This is a genomic window from Amaricoccus sp., from assembly GCF_017993425.1.
Taxonomy (GTDB): Bacteria; Pseudomonadota; Alphaproteobacteria; order Rhodobacterales; family Rhodobacteraceae; genus Amaricoccus.
Window position 1 is genome coordinate 16085 of the sequence record NZ_JAGOMQ010000035.1, and the last position, 22142, is coordinate 38226.

Below are 22142 nucleotides of genomic sequence, written 5' to 3' on the forward strand. Positions count from 1 at the left end.
CGATGGCGCAAGGACGATCCCGCTCCTTCCTCGGCTGGCTGACCGAGAGCCGCAACGGCCTCGGCCTCCTGTTCATGCTGCCGGCGGCGGCGTTCCTGCTCTGCTTCCTGACCTATCCTCTCGGCCTCGGGGTCTGGCTCGGCTTCACCGACACCCGCATCGGGCGCTCCGGCGTGTTCGTCGGGCTCGATAACTTCGCCTGGCTGGCCGACGATCCGGTGTTCTGGCTCGCCGTCTTCAACACGCTCTTCTACACCGTGGTCGCCTCGGCGCTGAAGTTCGGGCTCGGCCTGTGGCTGGCGCTGCTCCTGAACGAGAACCTGCCCTACAAGAGCTTCTTCCGCGCGGTGATCCTGCTGCCCTGGGTGGTGCCGACCGTGCTCTCGGCGCTGGCCTTCTGGTGGATCTTCGACAGCCAGTTCTCGGTCATCTCCTACGTGCTGATGAAGTGGGGGCTGATCTCCACGCCGATCAACTTCCTCGGCGAGCCGTGGAACGCCCGCTGGTCGGTGATCGCGGCGAACGTCTGGCGCGGCATCCCGTTCATCGCCATCTCGCTCCTCGCCGGGCTGCAAACCATCCCGCAATCGCTGAACGAGGCGGCCGCGCTCGACGGCGCGACGAGCTGGCAGCGGTTCCGCCGCATCACCCTGCCGCTGCTGACGCCGATCATCGCGGTGGTGATGACGTTCTCGGTGCTCTTCACCTTCACCGACTTCCAGCTGATCTACGTGCTGACCCGCGGCGGGCCGGTCAACGCCACGCACCTGATGGCGACCCTCTCCTTCCAGCGCGCCATCCCCGGCGGCCAACTCGGCGAGGGCGCGGCGATCGCGGTCGCGATGATCCCGTTCCTGCTGGCGGCGGTGCTGTTCAGCTTCTTCGGGCTGCAACGCCGCAAGTGGCAGCAGGGGGGGACCGACTGATGCGCCTCGACGAGGAGACCGAGGATTTCGTCGCCAAGGCCGCCAAGGCGCACGCCCCCGCCGCCCCGGTCGACGACATCGTCGGCATGGAGCAGTACAACACGCTCACCCGGCGGATCGTCGTCACCTACCTGCCGCTCGGCGTCTTCGTGTTCGTGCTGCTGTTCCCGTTCTACTGGATGGCCATCACCGCGGTGAAGCCGGACCACCAGCTGACCAACTACAAGGACTACAGCCCGTTCTGGGTGGTCGGCCCGACGCTCGAGCACATCAAGTTCCTGTTCCTCGAGACCTCCTACCCGGGCTGGCTGTGGAACACGATGCTGGTCTCGGTCTGCTCGACCTTCATCTCGCTCGCGGCCTCGGTCTTCGCCGCCTACGCCATCGAGCGCATCCGCTTCACCGGCTCGCGCGTCACCGGCCTGATGATCTTCCTCGCCTACCTGGTGCCGCCGTCGATCCTCTTCATCCCGCTCGCCTTCATCGTCTTCCAGGTCGGCATCTTCGATTCCCGCCTCGCGCTGATCCTGACCTACCCGACCTTCCTGATCCCGTTCTGCACCTGGCTCCTGATGGGCTACTTCCGCTCGATCCCCTTCGAGCTCGAGGAGAGCGCCCTCGTCGACGGCGCCTCGCGCTGGCAGATCCTCACCCGGGTGATCCTGCCGCTGGCGGTGCCCGGGCTGATCTCCGCCGGCATCTTCGCCTTCACGCTCTCGTGGAACGAGTTCATCTACGCGCTCACCTTCATCTCCTCGTCCGAGAACAAGACCGTCCCCGTCGGCGTCCTGACCGAGCTCGTCCGCGGCGACATCTACGAATGGGGCGCGCTGATGTCGGGCGCCCTCGTCGGCTCGCTGCCCGTGGTGATCCTCTACTCGTTCTTCGTCGACTACTACGTCTCGTCGATGACCGGCGCGGTGAAGGAGTAACCCGCCCGCGCCGCCTCGGAGCCCGAAATCGCCGCGGACGAAGACCCCTGGTCCGCACCTCGATCTCCAGCGCCGGCGCGGCGTCCGCGTCGGTGCTGGCCTGCGCCGCCACCGTCGTCCCGAGGTCCTCCGCCCGGAGCCGCCCGCTCGCATCCGCCGCGAAGGCGGCGACGCCGACGAACTGGAACGCCTGGTTCCCCGGCCCGTCCACCGCGTCGATCCCGGAGAGGTCTATCCGGTCGCGGCCGCCGCCGCCGCCGCCGCGACCGGATCGGCCGCAACCGCTAACGGGGCGTGAAAAAATGGCAAGCCGGATTCCAGCCTCCACACTGCACGACGCCTGCCTGCCCTGCTGGCTCCACGGGGCCTTGAGCGACCGAGGCGGGCTTGCCCGCGAGGCCCGGCGCGACAAGCGAAAGCACGGCTTTCGCCGCGCCGACGGCTGGAGCGCGGTTGCGCGCGGAGGCCGTCAGGGGCGCAGATTTCTCCGGAAGCGCGCCATCCGTCCGTGATCGCCCCGGCGAGCGCGGCAACGCGCTCGCCCCCCGCAGGGGCGATCGCGGACGGATTTGCCACGGGTCAAATCCGTCTGGCGTCACCGTCGCGACCTGCTCCCGGCCGGGCTTCCTTTCCATTGTCGTGCAGTGTGTCCAGCCTCATTCCAGCCCGGCTTTTTCCCGTCGTCTCAGAAGGATGCCCCGCTTCCGCCCGAAAACCCCACCACCACCCGGCTCCGCGGCGTCCAGCGCGCCAGAATCCACCCGAGGTCCCGCGGCGCAAACGCCACGCACCCGGCCGTCGGCCACCGCGGCCTCCGCCAGCTATGCAGGAAGATCGCGCTCCCCCGCCCCTTCACGACCGGATCGCGGTTCCAGTCCAGCACCGCGACGAGGTCGTAGAGCCGGTCCGCCCGGAACATCCGCTCATGCGAGAATCCCCGCGGCCGCCGCACCAGCCGGTTGTAGTCCGGATCCCGCGGATCGTCCGACCAAGCATCGAAGGGCCCGATCTTGCGGCCTTTTCCCCCCGCGCACCGCGCCCGGACGAGCACCGCCTCCACGCCGTGCCGCCCCTCCGGCGTGACCCCGTCCCCCTCCGCCGCCTTGGCCCCCGTGCCGCCCCGCCCGACCGCGCAGGGCATGGCGCGCCCATGGAACCGCGCTCCCCAGGGCCCTACGCGCAAATGCGGAATCGCCGCCCCGCCGCGCATCGCCCGCGGCCCGGGCCGGGCAGGCGGCCGGCGCGGCGGGATCACACCAGCACCGGCTCCTCCGCCTGCGCCCCGACCCCGAACACCCGCTTGTAGCGCGCGATCTGGTCGGCCGGCCCCATCGCCTTCGCCGGGTTGTCGGACAACTTCACGGTCGGCCGCCCATTGGCCGAGACCGCCTTGCAGACCAGGCTGAACGGCGCCAGCGCATCCCCCGGCGCAAGGCCGCGGAAGTCGTTGGTCAGCAGCGTCCCCCAGCCGAAGCCGAGCTTCACCCGACCGTGGAAGCGGGCGTAGAGCGCCTCGATCCGATCGACGTCGAGCCCGTCCGAGAAGATGACCAGCTTCTCCCGCGGATCCTGCCCCCGGCTCCGCCACCAGGCGATCGCCGTCTCCGCCCCCGCCTCCGGCGCCCCCGAATCGATCCGGATCCCGGTCCACGACGCCAGCCAGTCGGGCGCGCTCTCGAGAAACCCTTTGGTTCCATAGGTATCCGGCAGGATGACCCGCAGGTTGCCGTCGTAGTCCCGGTGCCAGTTCTCCAGCACCCGGTAGGGCGCCTCGGCCAGCGCCGCGTCGTCCTCGGCGAGCGCGGCGAAGACCATGGGCAACTCGTGGGCGTTGGTGCCGATCGCCTCGATGTCGCGCCGGAGCGCGATCAGGCAGTTCGACGAGCCGGTGAACCGCTCGCCCAACCCCTCGATCATCGCCTGCACGCACCAGTCCTGCCACAGGAACGAGTGCCGCCGCCGCGTGCCGAAGTCGGAGATGCGCAGGTCCGGCAACGCCCGCAGCCGCTCGATCTTCTCCCAGACCCGGGTCATCGCGCGGGCATAGAGCACCTGGAGCTCGAAATACGCCATCCCCTTCAGCACCGCCCGCGAGCGCAGCTCCATCAGCACGGCGAGCGCGGGGATCTCCCACATCATCACCTCGGGCCACGAGCCGTGGAAGGTGAGCTCGTACTGGTCGCCGCGGCGCTCGAGCTGGTAGGGCGGCAGCCGGAACGCCTCCAGCCAGGCCATGAAGTCCGGCCCGAACATCTGGCGCTTGCCGTAGAAGGTGTTGCCGCGCAGCCACGTCGACTCGCCGCGGCTGAGGCGCAATGTGCGGATGTGGTCGAGCTGCTCGCGCAACTCGCCCTCGTCGATCAGCCGGGCGAGCGGCACGCGCGCGGAGCGGTTGATCAGGCTGAACTCGACCTCGACGTCGGCGTTGCGCTGGAACACCGTCTGCAACATCAGCAGCTTGTAGAAATCGGTGTCCATCATCGAGCGGACGATCGGGTCGATCCGCCAGGCATGGTCGTAGACGCGCTTCGCGATCTCGGTCACGGTGTCGGCTCCTCTCACGCCGCGAGCGCGGATGCGCGGGCGAAGGCGACGCCCGCCGCGCCCATGGCCGCCAGCGCCGCCGCGTGCGAGCCGTCGAGGTCGATCTCGCGGCAGGCGTCCTCGAGCAGCGTCACCCGGAAGCCGAGCCGCGCCGCGTCGAGCGCCGAGTACTGCACGCAGAAGTCGGTCGCGAGGCCGGCGAGCCAGATCGCCGCGACCCCCCGCTCGCGCAGGTAGCCGGCGAGCCCGGTCGGCGTCGCGCGGTCGTTCTCGAAGAAGGCGGAGTAGCTGTCGACATGCGGCCGGAACCCCTTGCGCAGGATGAGGTCCGCAGGCTCGAGGTCGAGGCCGGGATGGAAATCCGCCCCCGGGGTCCCCTGCACGCAATGGTCCGGCCACAGCACCTGCGCCCCGTAGGGCATCTCGGCGGTCGAGAAGGGCGCCGCCCCGGGATGGCTCGACGCGAAGGAGCGGTGGTCGGGCGCGTGCCAGTCCTGGGTATAGACCCGGACGCCGAAGCGCCGGGCCACGCGGTTGACCAGCGGGACGACCTCGTCGCCGCCGGCGACCGCGAGCGCGCCGCCGGGGCAGAAGTCGTTCTGGACGTCGACGACGACGAGCGCGGCGGCGGCGGTCTCAGCAGTGTCGGTCACGGGGCGTCACGTCTCCGGTCGCATCGCGCCGGAGACTGACAGGCGGAAGGCCGGTTTTCAACCGGCCTCGCAGGGCCGCTCGCGGATCAGTCGATCCGCTCGACCGAGCGGCCGATGGCCTCGCCGCCCATGCGGAAGAGCCGGCTCGCCTCCTCGGAGTACTGGGTGACGGCGGTGCGGAAGAAGCGCGTCTGCACGTCGCGGACCTCGTCGAGCGACTTGCAGCGCAGGAGCTCCTGCTGCGCCTCCATGTCCTGGCGGATGCGGTCGGAGACGAACTCGGCGATCCGGCGCTGCACGCGGGCGACGCTCTCGAGCATCGTGGCGCTCGCCGTCTCGAGGGTGTCGAGCGCCTGCTGCTGGCTCGCGGTCACCCGGTCGATCACCGCATCGGCGGCCGAGGAGATCTCCTCCACGGTCTCCGCGCTCGCCTCGACGGCGGTCTTCGCGGCCCTCGTCGCCTCCACGCTGGCCTCCGCCTTGGGGGCGGCCGCGGAATCGGCTTCGGGCGTGGACATCGGATCGGACATTGCGGTTCCTCGCTGATTCGCGTCAGGGTAGAGTATGGATGGTTAATGCCGCGGCGCAGTAGCGCAAGCCTTGATCCATGTCAAATCCCGTTCAAGAGCGCAATTTTAGGGCTGGACTTCCATAACTACTTGAAAACGCGCGGGCGTCGCTCTCGCGCAGCGGTCGCGATATGATCGTATATCGAGCAGTCCTGCCTAATCGGCGACCACGAGGTCGCCCGCGCCGGCCGCACCGTCCGGCAGGGCGACGAGCGCGGGCCCGACGCCGAGGTCGTCGAGCTGCTCGACGACGCCGAGCCGGCGCTCCAGATGCCCCCGCCCGATCACGCCGACCGCCAGCGCCCCGGGCGTCTCCGCCAGGATGCCGGCCAGCGCGCAGGCGAAGGCGCGATCCCAGACCCCCTGCGCCCGGGCGAAGCGGTCGAAGGCGGGATCGTCCGGCGACTGCGCCTTGCGGTCGGGCCGCGCTCCGCCGGTCAGCTCGAAGATCGCCCGGCGATAGGCGGGCGAGGCCGGCCGCGCCGGGGTGAGCCAGCGGCGCTCCGCCTCGGGCAGCGCCTCCCAGCCGTCGCGGCCGACCAGCGAGACGATCGGCCGGTCGACGTTCAGCCCGCGCATGGCGAGGCCCTCGGCGCGGCAGAGCTCGAAGATCGGCATGTAGAGGTCGGGGTCCATGCCCCAGGCCTCCGCCCACCGACTCGCCGCGAGGAAGCCCGCGCGGTCGGTCGCGCCGGCGACCCAGGCGTCGAGCGCCGGCCGGGCATGGCGCGGGAACATCTCGAAGCCGACCACCACCGGCCGCCGGCGCGCCGCCAGCCCGGCGATGACGCGGGCCTGCCATCGGTGATCCGCGGCGCGGTCGTGGCGCTCGCCGAGGAGCGCCACGACCGCGCCCGCCAGCCGGTCGAGCGCCGCCGCCTCGCCGAGGCGCGTCCCGTCCGCGTCGATCCAGCTCGCCTCCCCGGTCATCGCTCGCCTCCGTCGCCCGGCCGGATCCGGCCGTTCCGCCACGGCCCTCAAGATCGTTCCGCGACCGCGAAGGCAAGCATTGACATAGGCGAGTGATTTTGTCAGCTTTCCATTCAGCCAGTTCGCAGGAACGAGCCATCCACCTGACCCCTCACGACCGGAGCCGATGGCATGACCTGCAGCCGCATCGCCGCCCCCGCCGCCCCCCTGCCGGAGGTGCGGCCATGACCGTCCATTTCGTGACCCGCCGCGACGAGCGGCCCCACGTCGAGGAGCGGCTGCGCCGCGAGCCGCGGCCGGTGCGCGAGGCCGTGGCCGTGCCGGCGCACGACGCGCGCGTCCTGACCGGCGGCGGCGTCGAGGCGCGGATCCTGCTCGACGGCACGCCCTACGTGCTGCGCATCACCCGGCTGGGCAAGCTCATCCTGACGAAGTGAGCGCGCGATGAGCGTGCTCGACCCGCGGCTGGCGAAGCTGCTCGCGGGCAATCCGCAACCGGCGCCCGCGCGGGCGCTGTCGGGGGAGCCCCCGCCGCCCTGTCCGACGCGGGCGTTCCTGATCGCCGGCCGGCTGGTCAGGACCCCGCGCGAGCCGGCGGAGAAACCGGCGGACGACGCCGAAGGGTGACGGGGCCGCCGCCGGCGGCCTCGATCCGCGCCGCCGCGGCGGCGAGGGGCTCGCGCGCCACCGCCATGTGGTGGGCGTTGGCGTGGAGGAGCGTCCCGGGGTCCGCGAGGATCCCGACATGCCCGCGCCAGAAGACCAGATCTCCCCTCTGCGACGGGGCCTCGGCGGGCAGCGCCTCGCCGAGGAGCGCCGCCTGCATGTCGCTGTCGCGCGGGGCGGCGACGCCCGCGGCAGCGAGGGAGAGCTGGACCAGCGCCGAGCAGTCGAGGCCCGCGGCGCTGCGTCCGCCCCAGAGGTAAGGGGCGCCGAGGAAGCCGGCGGCCGCCTCCGCCGCATCGCCCCGGAAGGCCGCGAGGTGAGGCGCGGGGACGAAGCCGCCGTCCGCGAGGGCGACGAAGCCGTCGGCTTCCGCGCCTGCCGCCACGAGGGCGTGGAAGGGGAGGCTCGCCGTCGTGCGGGCCTTGAGCGAGGAGGCGGCGTAGCGGTGGCTGGCGAGCGCGGTCACCCGGCGGCCTTCCGCGGCGGTCGCCGGGCCGAGGCCGGCGGCGGCGACATAGCCGACATAGCCGTCCGTCTCCGACTGGCCCCAGGCGAGGCCGTCGGGGCGCTCCTCGTAGACGGTGAAGGGCTCGCCGTGGAGGAGCTGGGTGGCGAGGCCGGCCGCCGGATCGGGGACGAGGGTCAGGTCGAGGAGCGGGGCCGTCACCCGCCGCGGCGCGCCCTCGGCGAAGCGGGCGGCGGCGACCCGGCCCTCGAGGCGGCTGGCGGCGAGGTCGGGGCGGGCCGGCAGCAGCCGGGAGGCGAAGGCGCTCAGGTCGTGGAACAGAACCGTTCCTCCAGCACGGCGAGGAGGGCGCGGGCGGCCTGGCAGGCGCCGCCCTTCGGCCGCGCGGGCTTCGCGGCCGGGGTCCAGCCGAAGATGTCGACGTGGAGATAGGGCGTCGCGGTCACGAAGCGGCGCAGGAACAGCGCCGCGGTGATCGCGCCGGCCATGCCGCCGCCGGGGGCGTTGTCGAGATCGGCGATGCCGGGCTCGATCAGCGGCTCGTAGGGGTCCCAGAACGGCAGGCGCCAGAGCGGGTCGGCCTGCCGGCGGGACTGGCGGGCGAGCGCCTCGGCGAGCGCCTCGTCGTCGGTGAAGAACGGCGGGACGTCGGGGCCGAGGGCGACGCGGGCGGCGCCGGTCAGGGTGGCGAGGCTGACGATCAGCGCGGGCGCCTCCTCCTCGGCGAGGGCGAGGGCGTCGGCGAGGACGAGGCGGCCCTCGGCGTCGGTGTTGTTCACCTCGACGGAGAGGCCCTTGCGGCTGCGCAGGATGTCGCCCGGCCGCATCGCGGCGGCGGAGACGGCGTTCTCGACGGCGGGGATCAGCACGCGCAGGCGGAGGTCGAGGCCGAGCCCCATGATCATGTCGGCGAGGCCGAGGGCGGTGGCGGCGCCGCCCATGTCCTTCTTCATCAGCCCCATCGAGGCGGCGGGCTTGAGGTCGAGGCCGCCGGTGTCGAAGCAGACGCCCTTGCCGACCAGCGTCACACGCGGCGCGTCCGCGCGGCCCCAGGTCAAGTCGAGGAGGCGGGGGGCCTCCGCCGCCGCGGCGCCGACGGCGGCGATCATCGGGAAGCCCGCGTCGAGCGCCGGGCCGGAGACGACGGAGAAGGCGGCGCCGTGGCGCCCGGCGAGGCCCTGGGCGGCGGCCTCGAGCGCGGCGGGGCCGAGGTCGCGGGCGGGGGTGTCGATCAGGTCGCGGACGAGCGCCGAGGCGGCGGCGAGGCGGTCGATGCGCGCGGCGTCGACGCCCGCGGGCGCGACCAGCTCGGGCCGCGGGCGCGGCGGGCGCGGCGCGTAGCGGTCGAAACGGTGCTGGGCGAGGAGCCAGCCGAGCGCCTCGAGCGCCGGGTCGAGGTCGTCCGGCAGGGGTCCGGCGAGCGCGTAGCGGCCGGCGGGCAGCTTCGCGGCCCCGGCCGCGAGGTGGAAGCGGTCGCGGGCCCGCGCCGCCTTCGTCCCCCAGCCGACCGCGGCGGCGGCCGGCGCGCCGTCGGGGGCGGGCAGGACGATCGCCTCGCCGAGCCCCGCCTCGAAGCCGAGCGCCCCGGCCCAGGCCGCCTGCGCGGCGGGGAGCGCGGCGCGCCAGGCGGCGAGCCCGTCGGACGGCACGACGTGGAGCGGGAGGGCGCCCGGGTCGGGCGCGGGAAGGAGCGGCATGGAACGGGGCTCCGCGAGGCGCGAGATCGCGCCTAGATAGCCGCCCCCCCGCCGGGCGAACAAGGGGGCTCCGGAGGCCGGCGCCCCCCGCGCCCGGAAACGTCACACAGTGGGACGCTGGTCATAATATTGATATCACTTGATAATCAAGTTATCCACAGATTTACCCACAGGCAGGATCAGAGCGCCGAATGCTCGGCGTAGGCCACGAGGGAGTAGAGCGAGTCCTCGGCCAGCCGGTCGAGCCGGGCGGCCACCGCGGCCTCGGCGATCGGGTCGCCGCAGGCGAGGCAGGCGTCGAGGTCGCGCGCCGTCCGGGCGAAGCTCTCGAGCCCCACCTGCTCGCCCATCGCGGCGATCCGCGACGCCGAGGCCCGCGCCTCGGCGCGGTTGCCGGCCGCCCGCGCGGCGGCGAGCAGCGCCAGCCGGTCGGAGAGGTGGAACGCGGTCTCCTCGAGGATCTCGCGCGCCCGCTGGTCGCCGAGCGACCGGCGCAGCAGCGTGATCCGCGTGGTGTCGAGCACCGCCGCCTCGCGCTTGCGCCACTGACAGATTTCTGCGCCCATCGCATCCCCTCCCCCGCGCCGGCATGTCGCCGGCCACCCGTCCCGGAGCATCGGGCGCCTTCGTGAAGGCAATCTTGCTGCAACTGCGTCCGGCGATGCGATTGGGCTCGAAATCCGCCGCGCCTTTGAGGCAAAGTCGCGCGAGCCGCCGCCAGACCGGAGCGCCCATGCAACACGCCCGCCCCCTGCCGCCCTTCCTCGTCGGCCGCTACCACGAATGGCAGGCGCGCATGAAATCGACGGAGCGCGAGCGCCTCGCCGACCTCGCGGAGCACGGCCAGCGCCCGCGGGCGATGATCGTCGCCTGCTGCGACAGCCGGGTGATGGCCACGGACGTGTTCGGGGGCGAGGCCGGAGACTTCTTCGTCCACCGCAACATCGCCAACCTGGTGCCGCGGTCCCGCCCGGACGGCACCGAGCGCGGCACCTCGGCGACGGTCGAGTACGCGGTGACGGTGCTGAACATCGACCACCTGATCGTCATGGGCCATTACGGCTGCGGCGGGGTGGCCGGCTGCTACGACATGCATGCGGGCACGCCCGGGGCGCCGGGGCCGGAGACCTATGTCGGGCGCTGGCTGACGGTGCTGTCGCCGGGCTACGCCCGGGTGGCGGGGCTGCGCCTCGACCGCGAGGCGGCGCTGCGGGCGCTGGAGCGGCAGGCGGTGATCCTGAGCCTCGAGAACCTGATGTCCTTCCCCTTCGTCGCCCAGCGGGTGGCGACGCGGAAGCTGGAGCTGCACGGGGTGTGGAAGGACATCGCCGACGGGGCGCTCGAGTATTACGACGCCGCCAGCCGCTCGTTCCAGCCGGTGTGACGTGGCCGGGCGCGCCGATGCGCCAGCACCGGGAGGGCCGACCTCGCCGCCCGGGAAGCCCGGCGCCAGCGGGGGCCCGAACCGCCGGAGCCGCTATCTCTCGGCCGCGGCGCAGCCGGCGGAGAGGCGGAGGCTGCGGCGGAGCTCGTCGCGCAGGCGCGCCTCGTCGGCGGCGATGTCGGTGAAGGCGGCGAGCGAGGGGCGGGTGGCGAGGACCATGCAGATCGCCCCGAGGAGCGCGAAGAGCCGCACCTCCGGGTCGGCGCGGTCGGGCTCGGGGCGGGCGGCCTCGACCGCCGCGACGAGCGGCAGCAGCCGGGCGTGGATCGGGCGGGTCAGCAGGTCGCGGATCAGCGCCGCCCGCTCGCCGACCTCGGCGCAGGTCGATTCGCGCAGGATCAGCCGGACGAGCTCGGGCCGGCGGCAGGCGAGCCCGGCGAGGCCGTCGACCAGCGCGGCGAGCCGGCGATCCGCGGCGTCGCCGGCCGCGTCGAGCGCCGCCTCGACCTGCTCGGCGAAGTCCTCGATCACCGCGCGCCAGAGCGCGGTCTTGCCGCCGTAGCGGTAGGCGATCAGCGCCGGATCGACGCGCGCGGCGGCGGCGATGCCGCGGAGCGTCGCGCCCTCGAAGCCGTGCTCGGAGAAGGCCCGCGCCGCCGCGGCGAGGAGGTCGGCCTCGCCCTGCCCGGCGCCCTTGGGCGGCCGGCCGCGGCGGCGGGCGCCGGGCGGCTCGGCGGCCGGATCGGGGCCCTTGCGGCGGGACGCGGCTGTTGACACGGGCGTGGCCCAGCAATTATTCATCGTCCGTTGAATATCCCTTTCCGGCAGATGACGCAAGGCGACGCCGCGATGCTCCAGCCCCGCCTTCCAGGAGCCGACGCGATCGTCCCCGGCGCCCCCTCCGCCGCCGCAGGAGCGCCCGGCGCCATGTCCTTCCGCTCGATCCTCGCGGCGCTGGCCGCGCTCGCCTGCCTCGCCGGCCCGGCTTCAGCGCAGATGGGCGGCGGCGGGCCAACCCCGGTCACGGTCGTCACCGTCCGCGCAAGCGACGTGACGCTGACGAGCCTCCTGCCGGGGCGCGTGGTCGCCTCCTCGGTGGCGGAGGTGCGGCCGCAGGTGGGCGGGCTGATCGAGGAGCGGCTCTTCACCGAGGGCGCCGACGTCAAGGCGGGCGATCCGCTCTACCGGCTCGACGACGACACCTACCGGGCGGAGCTCGCCGCTGCGGAGGCCTCCGTCGCCCAGGCCGAGGCCAACCTGCGGGTGACCGAGCTCGACGCCGAGCGCAACCAGACGCTGATCGCGCGGAACGCCATCAGCCAGCAGACGCTCGACAACGCGCTGGCGGCGCGCGACAGCGCGCGGGCCGCGCTCGGCATCGCCGAGGCGCAGCTCCTTTCGGCGCAGATCAACCTCGACCGCACCACCATCAAGGCGCCGCTCTCCGGGGTGATCGGCCTGTCGCAGACCACCGAGGGCGCGCTGGTCTCGGCCGGGCAGGTCGAGGCGCTGTCGGTGATCCGCTCGCTCGACCCGGTCTATGTCGACGTGACCCAGTCGGCGGCCGACCTGCTGCGCTGGCGGCGCGGCACGGCGGAGGCCGGGGCCGAGGGCGTCGACCCGACGGTGTCGCTGACGCTCGCCGACGGCAGCGACTACGCCCATACCGGCACGATCACCGCCGCCGAGCCGCACGTGAACGAGCAGACCGGCGTGGTGCTCCTGCGGCTGACCTTTCCCAACCCCGAGCGGCTGCTGCTGCCGGGTATGTACGTGCAGGTCGAGGCGCCGCTCGGCATCGCCGAGGGCGCGATCCTGACGCCGCAGGAAGCGGTGATGCGCAACAGCCGGGGCGAGCCCTTCGCCTATGTGGTGACGGCGGAGAACGCCATCGAGCAGCGGATGCTGACGATCGCCGCCGCCCGCAACGCCGACTGGGTGGTCACCGCCGGGCTCGCCGACGGCGACCGGGTGGTGGTCGAGGGCTCGCAGAAGACCGGCCCGGGCGCGCCCGTCGTCCCCGAGGAGCGCACCGCCGAGGGCGCCGCCGGGGCCGGGGCCGGCGCGGACGCCGCCGGCGGATCCGGAGCGGCCGCGGAGGGGGCCGCGACAGGCGCGGAAGCCGGCGCTCCCGCTTCGGGCGAGGCGGGCGCGGAAGCTCCTGCCGGGGCCGGCGCCGATGGCGCCGCGCCTGCCGGGGCCGGCGCGGGCGGCGGCGAGGCGGGCGCGGGCGGCGGCGCCGCGCCGGCGAACTGAGCGCGGGGGGAGCCGAGCCATGGCCCGCTTCTTCATCGACCGGCCGATCTTCGCCTGGGTGATCGCCATCATCATCATGGGCGTCGGCATCCTGTCGATCCTGCGGCTGCCGGTGTCGCAGTATCCCTCGATCGCGCCGCCCTCGGTGCAGATCTCCGCCTTCTACCCCGGCGCCTCGGCCGAGACGGTGGCCAACACGGTCACGCAGGTCATCGAGCAGCAGCTGACCGGCCTCGACGGCCTGCGCTACTTCGCGTCGAACTCGACCTCGAGCGGCAACGCCCAGATCACGCTCACCTTCGAGACCGGGACCGATCCCGACATCGCCCAGGTGCAGGTGCAGAACAAGGTCAGCCAGGCGACCGCGCTGCTGCCGCAGATCGTCCAGCGCCAGGGCATCACCGTGGAGAAGTCCTCCGAGGGCTTCCTGATGGTGATCGGGCTCGTCTCGGACGACCCCAAGGTCACCCAGGACGACCTCTCCGACTATCTCGTCTCGAACATGGTCGAGGAGCTGAGCCGGGTCGAGGGCGTCGGCAAGGTGCAGGTCTTCGGCGCGCAATACGCCATGCGGATCTGGCTCGACCCCTCGAAGCTCGCCGCCTTCGACCTGTCGCCGGCCGACGTGGTGGCCGCGGTCTCGGCGCAGAACACCCAGATCTCGGCCGGCCAGTTCGGCGCGCTGCCGGCGGTCGCGGGCCAGCAGCTCAACGCCACGGTGACCGCGCAGTCGCTGCTGACGACGCCGGCCGACTTCGAGCAGATCGTCGTGCGCGCCGAGACCGACGGCGGGCTCGTGCTGGTCAAGGACGTGGCCCGCGTCGAGATCGGCGCGCAGGACTACGGCACCATCGCCGAGTTCGAGGGCCAGCCCGCCTCCGGCATGGCGATCCAGCTCGCCACCGACGCCAACGCGCTCGACACCGCCGAGCGGGTTCGCGCCAAGGTCGACGAGATGGCGCCCTTCTTCCCCGCCGGCGTGCGCTACATCGTGCCCTACGACACCACGCCCTTCATCTCGATCTCGATCGAGGCGGTGGTCCACACGCTCTTCGAGGCGATCGGCCTCGTCTTCCTGGTGATGCTGCTGTTCCTGCAGAACCTGCGGGCGACGCTGATCCCGACGCTGGCGGTTCCCGTGGTGCTGCTCGGCACCTTCGGGATCATGCAGGCCTTCGGCTTCTCCATCAACACGCTGACCATGCTCGCCATGGTGCTGGCGATCGGCCTCCTCGTCGACGACGCCATCGTCGTCGTCGAGAACGTCGAGCGCATCATGGAGGAGGAGCACATCTCGCCGCTCGAGGCGACGCGCAAGTCGATGGACCAGATCACCGGGGCGCTGATCGGCATCGGCCTCGTGCTCTCGGCGGTGTTCATCCCGATGGCGTTCTTCGGCGGCTCGACGGGGGTGATCTACAAGCAGTTCTCCATCACCATCGTCTCGGCCATGGGCCTCTCGGTGCTGGTGGCGCTGTCGCTGACCCCGGCGCTCTGCGCGACGCTGCTGAAGCCGCACGAGAAGAACCGCCAGCCGATGGGCTTCTTCCGCTGGTTCAACCGCTTCTTCGCGCGCACCACGCGGGGCTACACCGGCCTCGTCGGCTGGACGGCGCGGCGGCCGGCGCGCACCTTCGCGATCTATCTCGCGCTCGTCGCCTGCATGGCGCTCCTCTACGTGCGCACGCCGACGGCGTTCCTGCCGGAGGAGGACCAGGGCATCCTCTTCACCCTCGTGCAGGGCCCCTCCGGAGCAACGGCCGAGCGGACGCAGAAGGTGATCGACCAGGTGGTCGAGCACTTCAAGGGCGCCGAGGCCGACACCGTCGAGTCGGTCTTCGGGGTCACCGGCTTCTCCTTCGCCGGCGCCGGCCAGAACATGGGCCTCGCCTTCGTGCTCCTGAAGGACTGGGCCGTGCGCGAGGATCCGGCGCAGAGCGCGCAGGCCATCGCCGGCCGCGCCTTCGGGGCGCTCGGCCAGATCCGCGACGCCTTCGTCTTCCCGATCGTGCCGCCGGCGGTGATCGAGCTCGGCAACGTCTCGGGCTTCGACTTCTATCTCCAGGCGCGCTCCGGCCAGACCCACGAGCAGCTGCTCGAGGCGCGCAACCAGCTGATGGGCATGGCGAGCCAGAGCCCGCTGATCGGCTCGATCCGGCCGAACGGCCTCGAGGACGCCGCGCAGTTCCGCCTCGACATCGACTGGCGCAAGGCCGGCGCCATGGGCGTCACCGCGGCCACGGTGGGGGATTTCCTCAGCACCGCCTGGTCGGGCTCCTACGTCAACGACTTCATCGACCGCGGCCGCATCAAGCGCGTCTACGTGCAGGGCGAGCCCTGGGCGCGGGCGACGCCGGAGGACATCAACCTCTGGCGGGTGCCGAACGCCAACGGCGACCTGGTGCCGTTCTCGAACTTCGTCACCGAGGAGTGGTTCAGCGGCGCGCAGGGCGTCAACCGCTACAACAGCGTCCCCGCCATGCAGCTGCAGGGCGCGCCTGCGCCCGGCGTCTCCTCCGGCGAGGCGATGGCCGAGATCGAGCGGCTGGCGGCGCAGCTGCCCCCCGGCTTCGGCGTCGCCTGGACCGGCCTGTCGCTCGAGGAGCGCGAGGCGGGCAACCAGGCGCCGATGCTCTACGCGCTGTCGCTCGCCGCGGTGTTCCTCTGCCTCGCGGCGCTCTACGAGAGCTGGTCGATCCCGATCGCCGTCATCCTCGCCATGCCGGTCGGCATCCTCGGGGCGCTGCTCGGGGCCTGGGCGGGAGGGATGGACAACGGCGTCTACTTCCAGGTCGGGCTGCTGACCGTCGTCGGCCTGACCGGCAAGAACGGCATCCTGATCGTGGAGTTCGCCCGCGAGAAGCTGGAGGGCGGGCAGGACCTGATCGGCGCGGTGGTCGACGCGGCGCGCGAGCGCTTCCGGCCGATCGTGATGACCTCGCTCGCCTTCTCGCTCGGCGTGCTGCCGCTCGTCATCTCGATGGGCGCCGGCTCGGGCGCGCGGCAGGCGATCGGCTACGCGACGCTCGGCGGCACCATCACCGGCACGGTGCTGACGACGATCCTCGTGCCCACGTTCTTCGTGATCGTCAGCCGCCTCTTCGGCTACGGCCGCAAGGCCGCGGCGCCCGCCCCGGTCCCGGACCACGGGGTCGCCTGACGCGGAGGACGATCGCGCCGGAGGAACGTCCCCGCCCACGGCGAATAGTGGCGCCCGGCCTCTGGGCGTCCACACTGCACGACAGTGGAGAGGAAGCCCGGCCCGAGGCTGGCCGCGACGCCGACGCCAGACGGATTTGACCCGTGGCAAATCCGTCCGCGATCGCCCCTGCGGGGGGCGAGCGCGATTCCGCGCTCGCCGGGGCGATCACGGACGGATGGCGCGCTCCCGGAGAAATCGGCGCCCCTCACGGCTTCCGCGCGCAACCGCGCTCCAGCCGTCGGCGCGGCGAAAGCCGTGCTTTCGCCTGTCGCGCCGGGCCTCGCGGGCAAGCCCGCTTCGGTCGGTCGGTCGGCGCGCGCGCCCCGTGGACCCAGCAGGGCAGACAGGTGTCGTGCAGTGTGCTGGGCGTCTCCGGATTTTCCCGAGCGGATAGGTCGGTCCGGCGATATGATCCGGTCGGCTGGCCCCTGCCGCGGCACGACGCGCTGGCGCGGGCGGAGGTTGCGGCGTATGTGTCCGGCGCGAGGAGGATGCGCCATGAACGACCTGTCCGATCTGCCCGCCGACGCGCTGGTGGCGCGCATGGGGGCCGAGGCCCGCGAGGCGGCGGCGGAGCTCGCCTTCGCGACGGCCGAGCGCAAGCACGCGGCGCTGATCGCGGCGGCCCATGCGGTAGCGGCGCGCGAGGCGGAGATCCTCGCGGCGAACGCCGAGGACGTGGCCGAGGCGGAGGCGCGGGGCCTGTCGGCGGCGATGCTCGACCGGCTGCGGCTCGACCCCGGCCGGGTGCGGGCGATGATCGACGGGCTGCGCGCCGTCGCCGAGCAGAAGGACCCCGTCGGCGAGGTGATCGCCGAATGGGACCGGCCGACCGGGCTCAACATCCGCCGGGTGCGGACGCCGATCGGGGTGATCGGGGTGATCTACGAGAGCCGGCCCAACGTGACCGCCGACGCCGGCGCGCTGTGCCTGAAGGCGGGCAACGCGGTGATCCTGCGCGGCGGCTCGGAGAGCGCGCGGACCTCGGCGGCGATCCATGCCTGTCTCGTCGAGGGGCTGCGCGCGGCGAGGCTGCCGGAGGCGGCGATCCAGCTCGCGCCGACGCAGGACCGCGCCTTCGTGGGCGCGATGCTCAAGGCGGTCGGCCTGATCGACGTGATCGTGCCGCGCGGCGGCAAGGGGCTGGTCGGGCTGGTGCAGCAGGAGGCGCGGGTGCCGGTCTTCGCGCATCTCGAGGGCATCGTGCATGTCTACGTCGACCGGGCGGCGGATCTGGCGAAGGCGCGCAAGGTCATCCTCAACGCCAAGACCCGGCGGACCGGGATCTGCGGCGCGGCGGAGTGCATCCTGATCGACCGGGCGTTCTTCGAGGCCGAGGGCGCGCCCTTCCTCCAGGATCTCGTCGAGGCCGGCGTCGAGGTGCGCGGCGACGACGCGCTGATCGGGCTCCCCGGCGTGGTGCCGGCCGGCGAGGACGACTGGGGGCGGGAATATCTCGACATGATCGTCGCCGCGCGGCTGGTCGAGGGCGTCGACGGGGCGATCGCGCATATCCGCCGCTACGGCTCGAACCACACCGACGCGATCCTCACCGAGGACGACGCGGCGGCGGAGCGGTTCTTCACCCGGCTCGACAGCGCGATCCTGATGCGCAACGCCTCGACCCAGTTCGCCGACGGCGGCGAGTTCGGCATGGGCGCGGAGATCGGCATCGCCACCGGCAAGCTCCATGCGCGGGGGCCGGTAGGGGCGGAGCAGCTGACGAGCTTCAAGTATCTCGTCGAGGGGAACGGCGCGATCCGCGACTGAGCGACCGCCCGGGGAGCAGCCGACCCTCCGCCCCTCGCTCTACGTCGGCGCCTTCAGCGCCGGCGCAGGAGCGGCCGGCGCCTCGCCTCGCGCTATCCCGGCGCCTTCAGAGCCAGAGCGACGTTCAGCGCCGGCGGAAGCGGCCGGCTGTCCGCCCCCCGCGCTATTCCGGCGCCTTCAGCGCCAGCACGGCGTTCAGCCCGCCGAAGGCGAAGGCGTTCGTCATCACCGCGCGCACCCGCGCCTCCCGCGCCGCGTTCGGCACCACGTCGAGGTCGCAGTCGGGATCGCGCTCGCGCCAGCCGATCGTCGGGGCGATCACCCCCTCGTCGAGCGCCATCAGGCAGGCGATCAGCTCCACCGCGCCGGTGCCGCCGATCAGGTGCCCGTGCATCGACTTGGTCGACGAGATCATCAGCCGGTCGGCCTGCGTGCCGAAGACCTGGCGCACCGCCGCGCATTCCGTGCGGTCGTTCACCGTCGTCCCCGTCCCGTGGGCGTTGATGTAGCCGACGTCCTCGGGGTTCAGCCCCGCGTCGCGCATCGCCCCGCGCATGGCCCGCTCCGCGCCCTCCTGGCTCGGCATCACGATGTCGGAGGCGTCCGAGGTCATCGCGAAGCCCGCCACCTCGGCGAGGATCGGCGCGCCGCGCGCCATCGCCCGCCCGCGCTCCTCGAAGACGAAGACCGCCGCGCCCTCGCCCTGCACCATGCCGTTCCTCGTGGCGCAGAACGGCCGGCAGCCGTCCTTCGACATCACCCGCAGGCCCTCCCAGGCCTTGATGCCGCCGAAGCACAGCATCGACTCCGACCCGCCGGTCAGCACCACGTCGGCCTGCCCGGCCCGGATCAGGTTCAGCGCCTGCCCCATCGCGTGGTTCGACGAGGCGCAGGCGCTCGCCACCGTGTAGCACGGCCCCCGCAGGTTGTGCGTCATCGAGACATGGCTCGCGGCGGCGTTGTTCATCAGCCGCGGCACCACGAAGGGATGGACGCGGTTCTTCCCCTCCTCGTAGACCTGCCGGTAGTTCTCGTCCTGGGTCTGCAACCCGCCCCCGGCGGTCCCCAGCACCACGCCGGCCCGCTCCGACAGCGCCTCGTCGACGGCGAGCCCCGATTCCGCCATCGCCTCGCGCGCGGCCAGCAGCGCGAACTGGGTGAAGCGGTCGTAGAGCGTCAGCTCCTGCCGGCCGAAATGGTCCTCCGGCCGATAGCCGCGGACCTGCCCGCCGATCTGGATCGCCAGCCGCTCGACGTCCTGGAACTCGAGCTGGCCGATGCCGAGGCGGCCCTCGCGCATCGAGGCGCGGTTCTCCGCGGCGGTCGCCCCGAGCGCGCTGATGGCCCCGTGGCCGGTGACGACGACCCGCCGCATCCGCCCTTACTTCTGCGCCGCGACCAGGTGCTCCACCGCCCGAACCATGCTCGCCACGGTGCTGATGTCGAACTCGGACTTGTCCGGCTCGTTGGCGTTGAACGGCACCTGGATGTCGAAGGCCTCCTCGATCGCGAACACGGCCTCGACCAGCCCGAGGCTGTCGATCCCGAGATCGCTCAGGGTCGCGTCCGGACGGATCTCGGACGGCTGCAACACCGCCTGCTCCGCAAGGATCGCGATCATCCTGTTCTCGACGCTGTCCGCCATTGAGCCCCCGGGCAGTCCTGCGGCCGGCTTACCCGCTCGCGCCGGCTTTGGGAACCGGATTCTGCGCGGTTTCCCGCCGGCGGGTCGTGCGTCGGCCGACCCGCTCCCCCCCCTGCATCCTCGATGCGCGGAAGCCGGCGGCGTGGTATTCTGCCCTGGGGCATTGCCGCCCCGCGAGGGACCGCACATGCATTTCGCCGCGCACCGCTGCGCCCTGGCGCCGCTTGTTTTTGCCCTCCTCCTGCCGGCGCCGCCGCTTTTCGCGGCAGAGGACGGCTGGCCGACCGCGGCGCCGGAGGCGGTCGGGCTCGCTCCCGACCTCGCCCCGCGCCTCGACGCGGCGCTCGCCGGCGAGGGGATGGAGAACATGCACGCCCTCCTCGTCGCTCGCGACGGCAAGCTCGTCTACGAGAGATACCTGACCGGCGACGACGAGAAGCTGGACTGGAAGGTCCACGACGTCGTCTTCGGGCCCGAGACCAAGCACGACCTGCGCTCGATCACCAAGAGCGTCGTCGGGCTGCTCTACGGGATCGCGCTCGGCGAGGGCAAGGTCCCGGGTCTCGACGCGCCGCTCATGGACTCCTTCCCGGAATACGCCGACCTCGCGGGCGACCCGCTGCGGCAGCGCATCACCATCGGCAATGCCCTGAGCATGACGATGGGGACGGAGTGGAGCGAGAGTGGGGACGGGCCGAACTCCGAGGGCCTGATGGAGCATTCGGCCGACATGTACCGCTACGCGCTCGCCGTGCCGATGGCGGCGGAGCCCGGCGCGACGTGGACCTACAACGGCGGCGCGACGGCCCTTCTGGCGGCGATCATCGCCCGCGGCGCCGGCATGTCGCTGATCGACTACGCCGACGCCCGCCTCTTCGGGCCGCTCGGCATCGAGGACGTCGACTGGTTCACCGACTATTACGGCGTCGCCCAGCCCTTCGCGGGCCTGCGCCTGCGGCCGCGAGACGTGGCGAAGATCGGCCAGCTGGTCCTGCAGGACGGTATGTGGAACGGCGTGCAGGTCGTGCCCGCCGACTGGCTCGCCGCCTCGTTCCGGCGCGGGGTCACCGCCGAGGAGGGCTGCGACTACGGCTACCAGTGGTGGCTCTGCGCCACCGAGTCCGGCCTCGATGTCCGCGAAGGCGCCGGCAACGGCGGGCAGGAACTGCTGATCGTGCCCGATCTCGATCTGGTCGTGGTGACGACGCGCGGCAGCTACGGCGACCCCGACGCCTGGGAGGCGCCCTGGGCGCTGCTGGAGGAGGTCGTCGCCGGCGCGCAGCCGAAATAGCTACTGCAGCTTCGCCAGCACGCGGGGCAGGCGGCGCAGCGCCTTCCACATCGACACGAACTCGTCGTGCTTCACGCCGGGATAGCCCATCATGATCCGCCCGTCCGGCACGTGCCCCGAGACGGCGGCGTTGCCGGTGATCACCACGTTCCGCCCCAGCACCGCATGGTCGGCGATCGAGGCCCGCCCGCCCAGCACGCAGCCGTCGCCGATCACCGCCGAGCCGGCGATCCCGGTATGCCCGCACAGCAGGCAGCCGCGCCCGACCTGCACGTTGTGGGCGACCATGACGAGGTTGTCGACCTTGGTCCCGTCGCCGATCACGGTGTCGGCGATGGTGCCGCGGTCGATCGTCGCGTTCGCCCCCACCTCGACGTCGTCGCCGATCCGCACCGCCCCGAGCGAGTTGATCCGCACGTAGCCCGAGCGCTCCGCCGCAGTGACGACGCCGGCCCGCGCCTCCTCGACCACCCCGGGCGCCGGGGTCACGAACGAGAAGCCGTCGCCGCCGATCACCGCCCCGGGCTGGGCGATGAACCGGTCGCCGATCCGCACCCGCGCCCCGATCCGGACCCCCTGCATCAGCAGCGCGTCCTCGCCGATCGCCGCATCCTCGGCCACCGAGGCATGGCTGGCGATCCGCGCCCGCGCCCCGATCCGCGCCCGCGCCCCGATCACCACGAAGGGCCCGATCGCCGCCCCCGGCCCGATCAGGGCCGTCGCGTCGACGATCGCCGTCGGATGCACGCCCTCGGCGATCTCCGGCGCCCGGTCGAACACCCGCGTCACCCCGGCCAGCACGTAGCGCGGCCGCGGCGCGAGGATCGCGCCCTCGAGCCCGAGCGCCTGCCAGTCCGCGTCGGGCCGCAGGATCGCCCCCCGCGCCCGCCCCTCGGGAAGCCGCGCCGCGAAGGACGGATCCATGGCGAGCGCGACCTGATCCGGCCCCGCCGCCGCCGGCTCCGCCGCGCCGGAGAACGTCAGGTCCCCGCGCCCGACGGCCTCGCCCCCGAGCGCCGCGGCAAGGTCGGAAAGTGAGATCACGGGCAAGCTCCCTCGCGGACGGCGCAACGCCTCAGGCTATAGCGTAAGCCTCAGCCCTCCGCAGCCGGCAAAGTCACCCCCGCCGCCTCCAGCGCCCGCCATACCTCGGCGTCGCGCCCGTAGACGTCGAAGCGCCGCTGCAACGCGCCCGCGTCGTCGAGGAACAC

20 protein-coding genes are annotated in these 22142 nt (G+C 72.7%); 8 read left to right on the forward strand and 12 right to left on the reverse strand.

Annotated features, from left to right (window positions below; all coding sequences use genetic code 11):
* Positions 1-2 precede the first annotated feature (2 nt).
* On the forward strand, positions 3-926 hold the full coding sequence (locus KBB57_RS15440; protein WP_290751962.1) for a carbohydrate ABC transporter permease: 924 nt from the start codon (positions 3-5) through the stop codon (positions 924-926).
* Complete coding sequence (locus KBB57_RS15445) at positions 926-1858, forward strand: carbohydrate ABC transporter permease (RefSeq protein WP_290751964.1); 933 nt, start codon at positions 926-928, stop codon at positions 1856-1858. Before KBB57_RS15440 ends, KBB57_RS15445 begins: the two co-directional genes overlap by 1 nt.
* Positions 1859-2543: 685 nt before the next feature.
* Here KBB57_RS15445 and KBB57_RS15450 read toward each other — a convergent pair.
* The 5 genes from KBB57_RS15450 to KBB57_RS15470 form a co-directional block, all read right to left on the reverse strand.
* Positions 2544-2999, reverse strand: coding sequence for a L,D-transpeptidase family protein (locus KBB57_RS15450; protein WP_290751966.1), 456 nt, complete (start codon positions 2997-2999; stop codon positions 2544-2546).
* A 110-nt stretch (positions 3000-3109) separates the two neighbouring features.
* On the reverse strand, positions 3110-4402 hold the full coding sequence (gene pncB / locus KBB57_RS15455) for a nicotinate phosphoribosyltransferase (protein WP_290751968.1): 1293 nt from the start codon (positions 4400-4402) through the stop codon (positions 3110-3112).
* Between the two features lie 14 nt (positions 4403-4416).
* A complete protein-coding gene (pncA, locus tag KBB57_RS15460) occupies positions 4417-5055 on the reverse strand; it encodes a bifunctional nicotinamidase/pyrazinamidase (protein ID WP_290751970.1) in 639 nt (212 codons plus the stop codon).
* A gap of 86 nt (positions 5056-5141) precedes the next feature.
* Positions 5142-5585, reverse strand: coding sequence for a phasin family protein (locus tag KBB57_RS15465; protein WP_290751973.1), 444 nt, complete (start codon positions 5583-5585; stop codon positions 5142-5144).
* Between the two features lie 195 nt (positions 5586-5780).
* On the reverse strand, positions 5781-6554 hold the full coding sequence (locus KBB57_RS15470; protein ID WP_290751975.1) for a ChaN family lipoprotein: 774 nt from the start codon (positions 6552-6554) through the stop codon (positions 5781-5783).
* Positions 6555-6853: 299 nt separating this feature from the next.
* On the opposite strand from KBB57_RS15470, the gene hemP reads away from it, so the two are divergent.
* Positions 6854-6991 carry a hemin uptake protein HemP gene (gene hemP, locus KBB57_RS15475; protein WP_290752001.1) on the forward strand — a complete coding sequence of 46 codons (138 nt, stop codon included), beginning with the start codon at positions 6854-6856 and terminating at the stop codon, positions 6989-6991.
* Positions 6992-7128: 137 nt separating this feature from the next.
* Here hemP and KBB57_RS15480 read toward each other — a convergent pair whose 3' ends face one another.
* The 3 genes from KBB57_RS15480 to KBB57_RS15490 all read right to left on the reverse strand — a co-directional run bounded on the left by KBB57_RS15480 (position 7129) and on the right by KBB57_RS15490 (position 9949).
* Positions 7129-7887: an NlpC/P60 family protein gene (locus KBB57_RS15480; protein ID WP_290751977.1), complete on the reverse strand. Its 759-nt coding sequence runs from the start codon at positions 7885-7887 to the stop codon at positions 7129-7131.
* A gap of 104 nt (positions 7888-7991) precedes the next feature.
* Positions 7992-9383: a M17 family metallopeptidase gene (locus KBB57_RS15485; protein WP_290751979.1), complete on the reverse strand. Its 1392-nt coding sequence runs from the start codon at positions 9381-9383 to the stop codon at positions 7992-7994.
* 179 nt (positions 9384-9562) lie between these two features.
* The gene (locus tag KBB57_RS15490; protein WP_290751981.1) at positions 9563-9949 is read right to left on the reverse strand and encodes a hypothetical protein; all 387 of its coding nucleotides are present in this window, start codon (positions 9947-9949) and stop codon (positions 9563-9565) included.
* 167 nt (positions 9950-10116) lie between these two features.
* Between KBB57_RS15490 and KBB57_RS15495 the strand changes: the two genes are divergently transcribed.
* Entirely contained in the window at positions 10117-10767 is a 651-nt protein-coding gene (locus tag KBB57_RS15495; RefSeq protein ID WP_290751983.1) for a carbonic anhydrase, read from the forward strand.
* A gap of 93 nt (positions 10768-10860) precedes the next feature.
* On the opposite strand, the gene KBB57_RS15500 is transcribed toward KBB57_RS15495, so the two are convergent.
* Entirely contained in the window at positions 10861-11544 is a 684-nt protein-coding gene (locus KBB57_RS15500; RefSeq protein WP_290751985.1) for a TetR/AcrR family transcriptional regulator, read from the reverse strand.
* Between the two features lie 72 nt (positions 11545-11616).
* Here KBB57_RS15500 and KBB57_RS15505 point away from each other — a divergent pair, with 72 nt between their 5' ends.
* The 3 genes from KBB57_RS15505 (at position 11617) to KBB57_RS15515 (ending at position 17995) form a co-directional block, all read left to right on the forward strand.
* Entirely contained in the window at positions 11617-13023 is a 1407-nt protein-coding gene (locus KBB57_RS15505) for an efflux RND transporter periplasmic adaptor subunit (protein ID WP_367272710.1), read from the forward strand.
* Between the two features lie 19 nt (positions 13024-13042).
* A complete protein-coding gene (locus KBB57_RS15510) occupies positions 13043-16183 on the forward strand; it encodes an efflux RND transporter permease subunit (protein WP_290751987.1) in 3141 nt (1046 codons plus the stop codon).
* Between the two features lie 540 nt (positions 16184-16723).
* On the forward strand, positions 16724-17995 hold the full coding sequence (locus tag KBB57_RS15515; protein ID WP_290751989.1) for a glutamate-5-semialdehyde dehydrogenase: 1272 nt from the start codon (positions 16724-16726) through the stop codon (positions 17993-17995).
* A 163-nt stretch (positions 17996-18158) separates the two neighbouring features.
* Here KBB57_RS15515 and KBB57_RS15520 read toward each other — a convergent pair whose 3' ends face one another.
* Positions 18159-19370, reverse strand: a complete 1212-nt coding sequence (locus tag KBB57_RS15520) for a beta-ketoacyl synthase (protein ID WP_290751991.1) — start codon at positions 19368-19370, stop codon at positions 18159-18161.
* Between the two features lie 6 nt (positions 19371-19376).
* Positions 19377-19640: an acyl carrier protein gene (locus KBB57_RS15525; RefSeq protein ID WP_290751993.1), complete on the reverse strand. Its 264-nt coding sequence runs from the start codon at positions 19638-19640 to the stop codon at positions 19377-19379.
* A 187-nt stretch (positions 19641-19827) separates the two neighbouring features.
* Between KBB57_RS15525 and KBB57_RS15530 the strand changes: the two genes are divergently transcribed.
* Positions 19828-20931 (forward strand): serine hydrolase, encoded by a 1104-nt coding sequence (locus tag KBB57_RS15530; protein ID WP_290751995.1) that lies wholly within the window; start codon positions 19828-19830, stop codon positions 20929-20931.
* Here the strand turns inward: KBB57_RS15530 and lpxD are convergent, their stop codons facing one another.
* Positions 20932-21981 (reverse strand): UDP-3-O-(3-hydroxymyristoyl)glucosamine N-acyltransferase, encoded by a 1050-nt coding sequence (lpxD, locus tag KBB57_RS15535; RefSeq protein WP_290751997.1) that lies wholly within the window; start codon positions 21979-21981, stop codon positions 20932-20934.
* Positions 21982-22142: the final 161 nt, after the last annotated feature.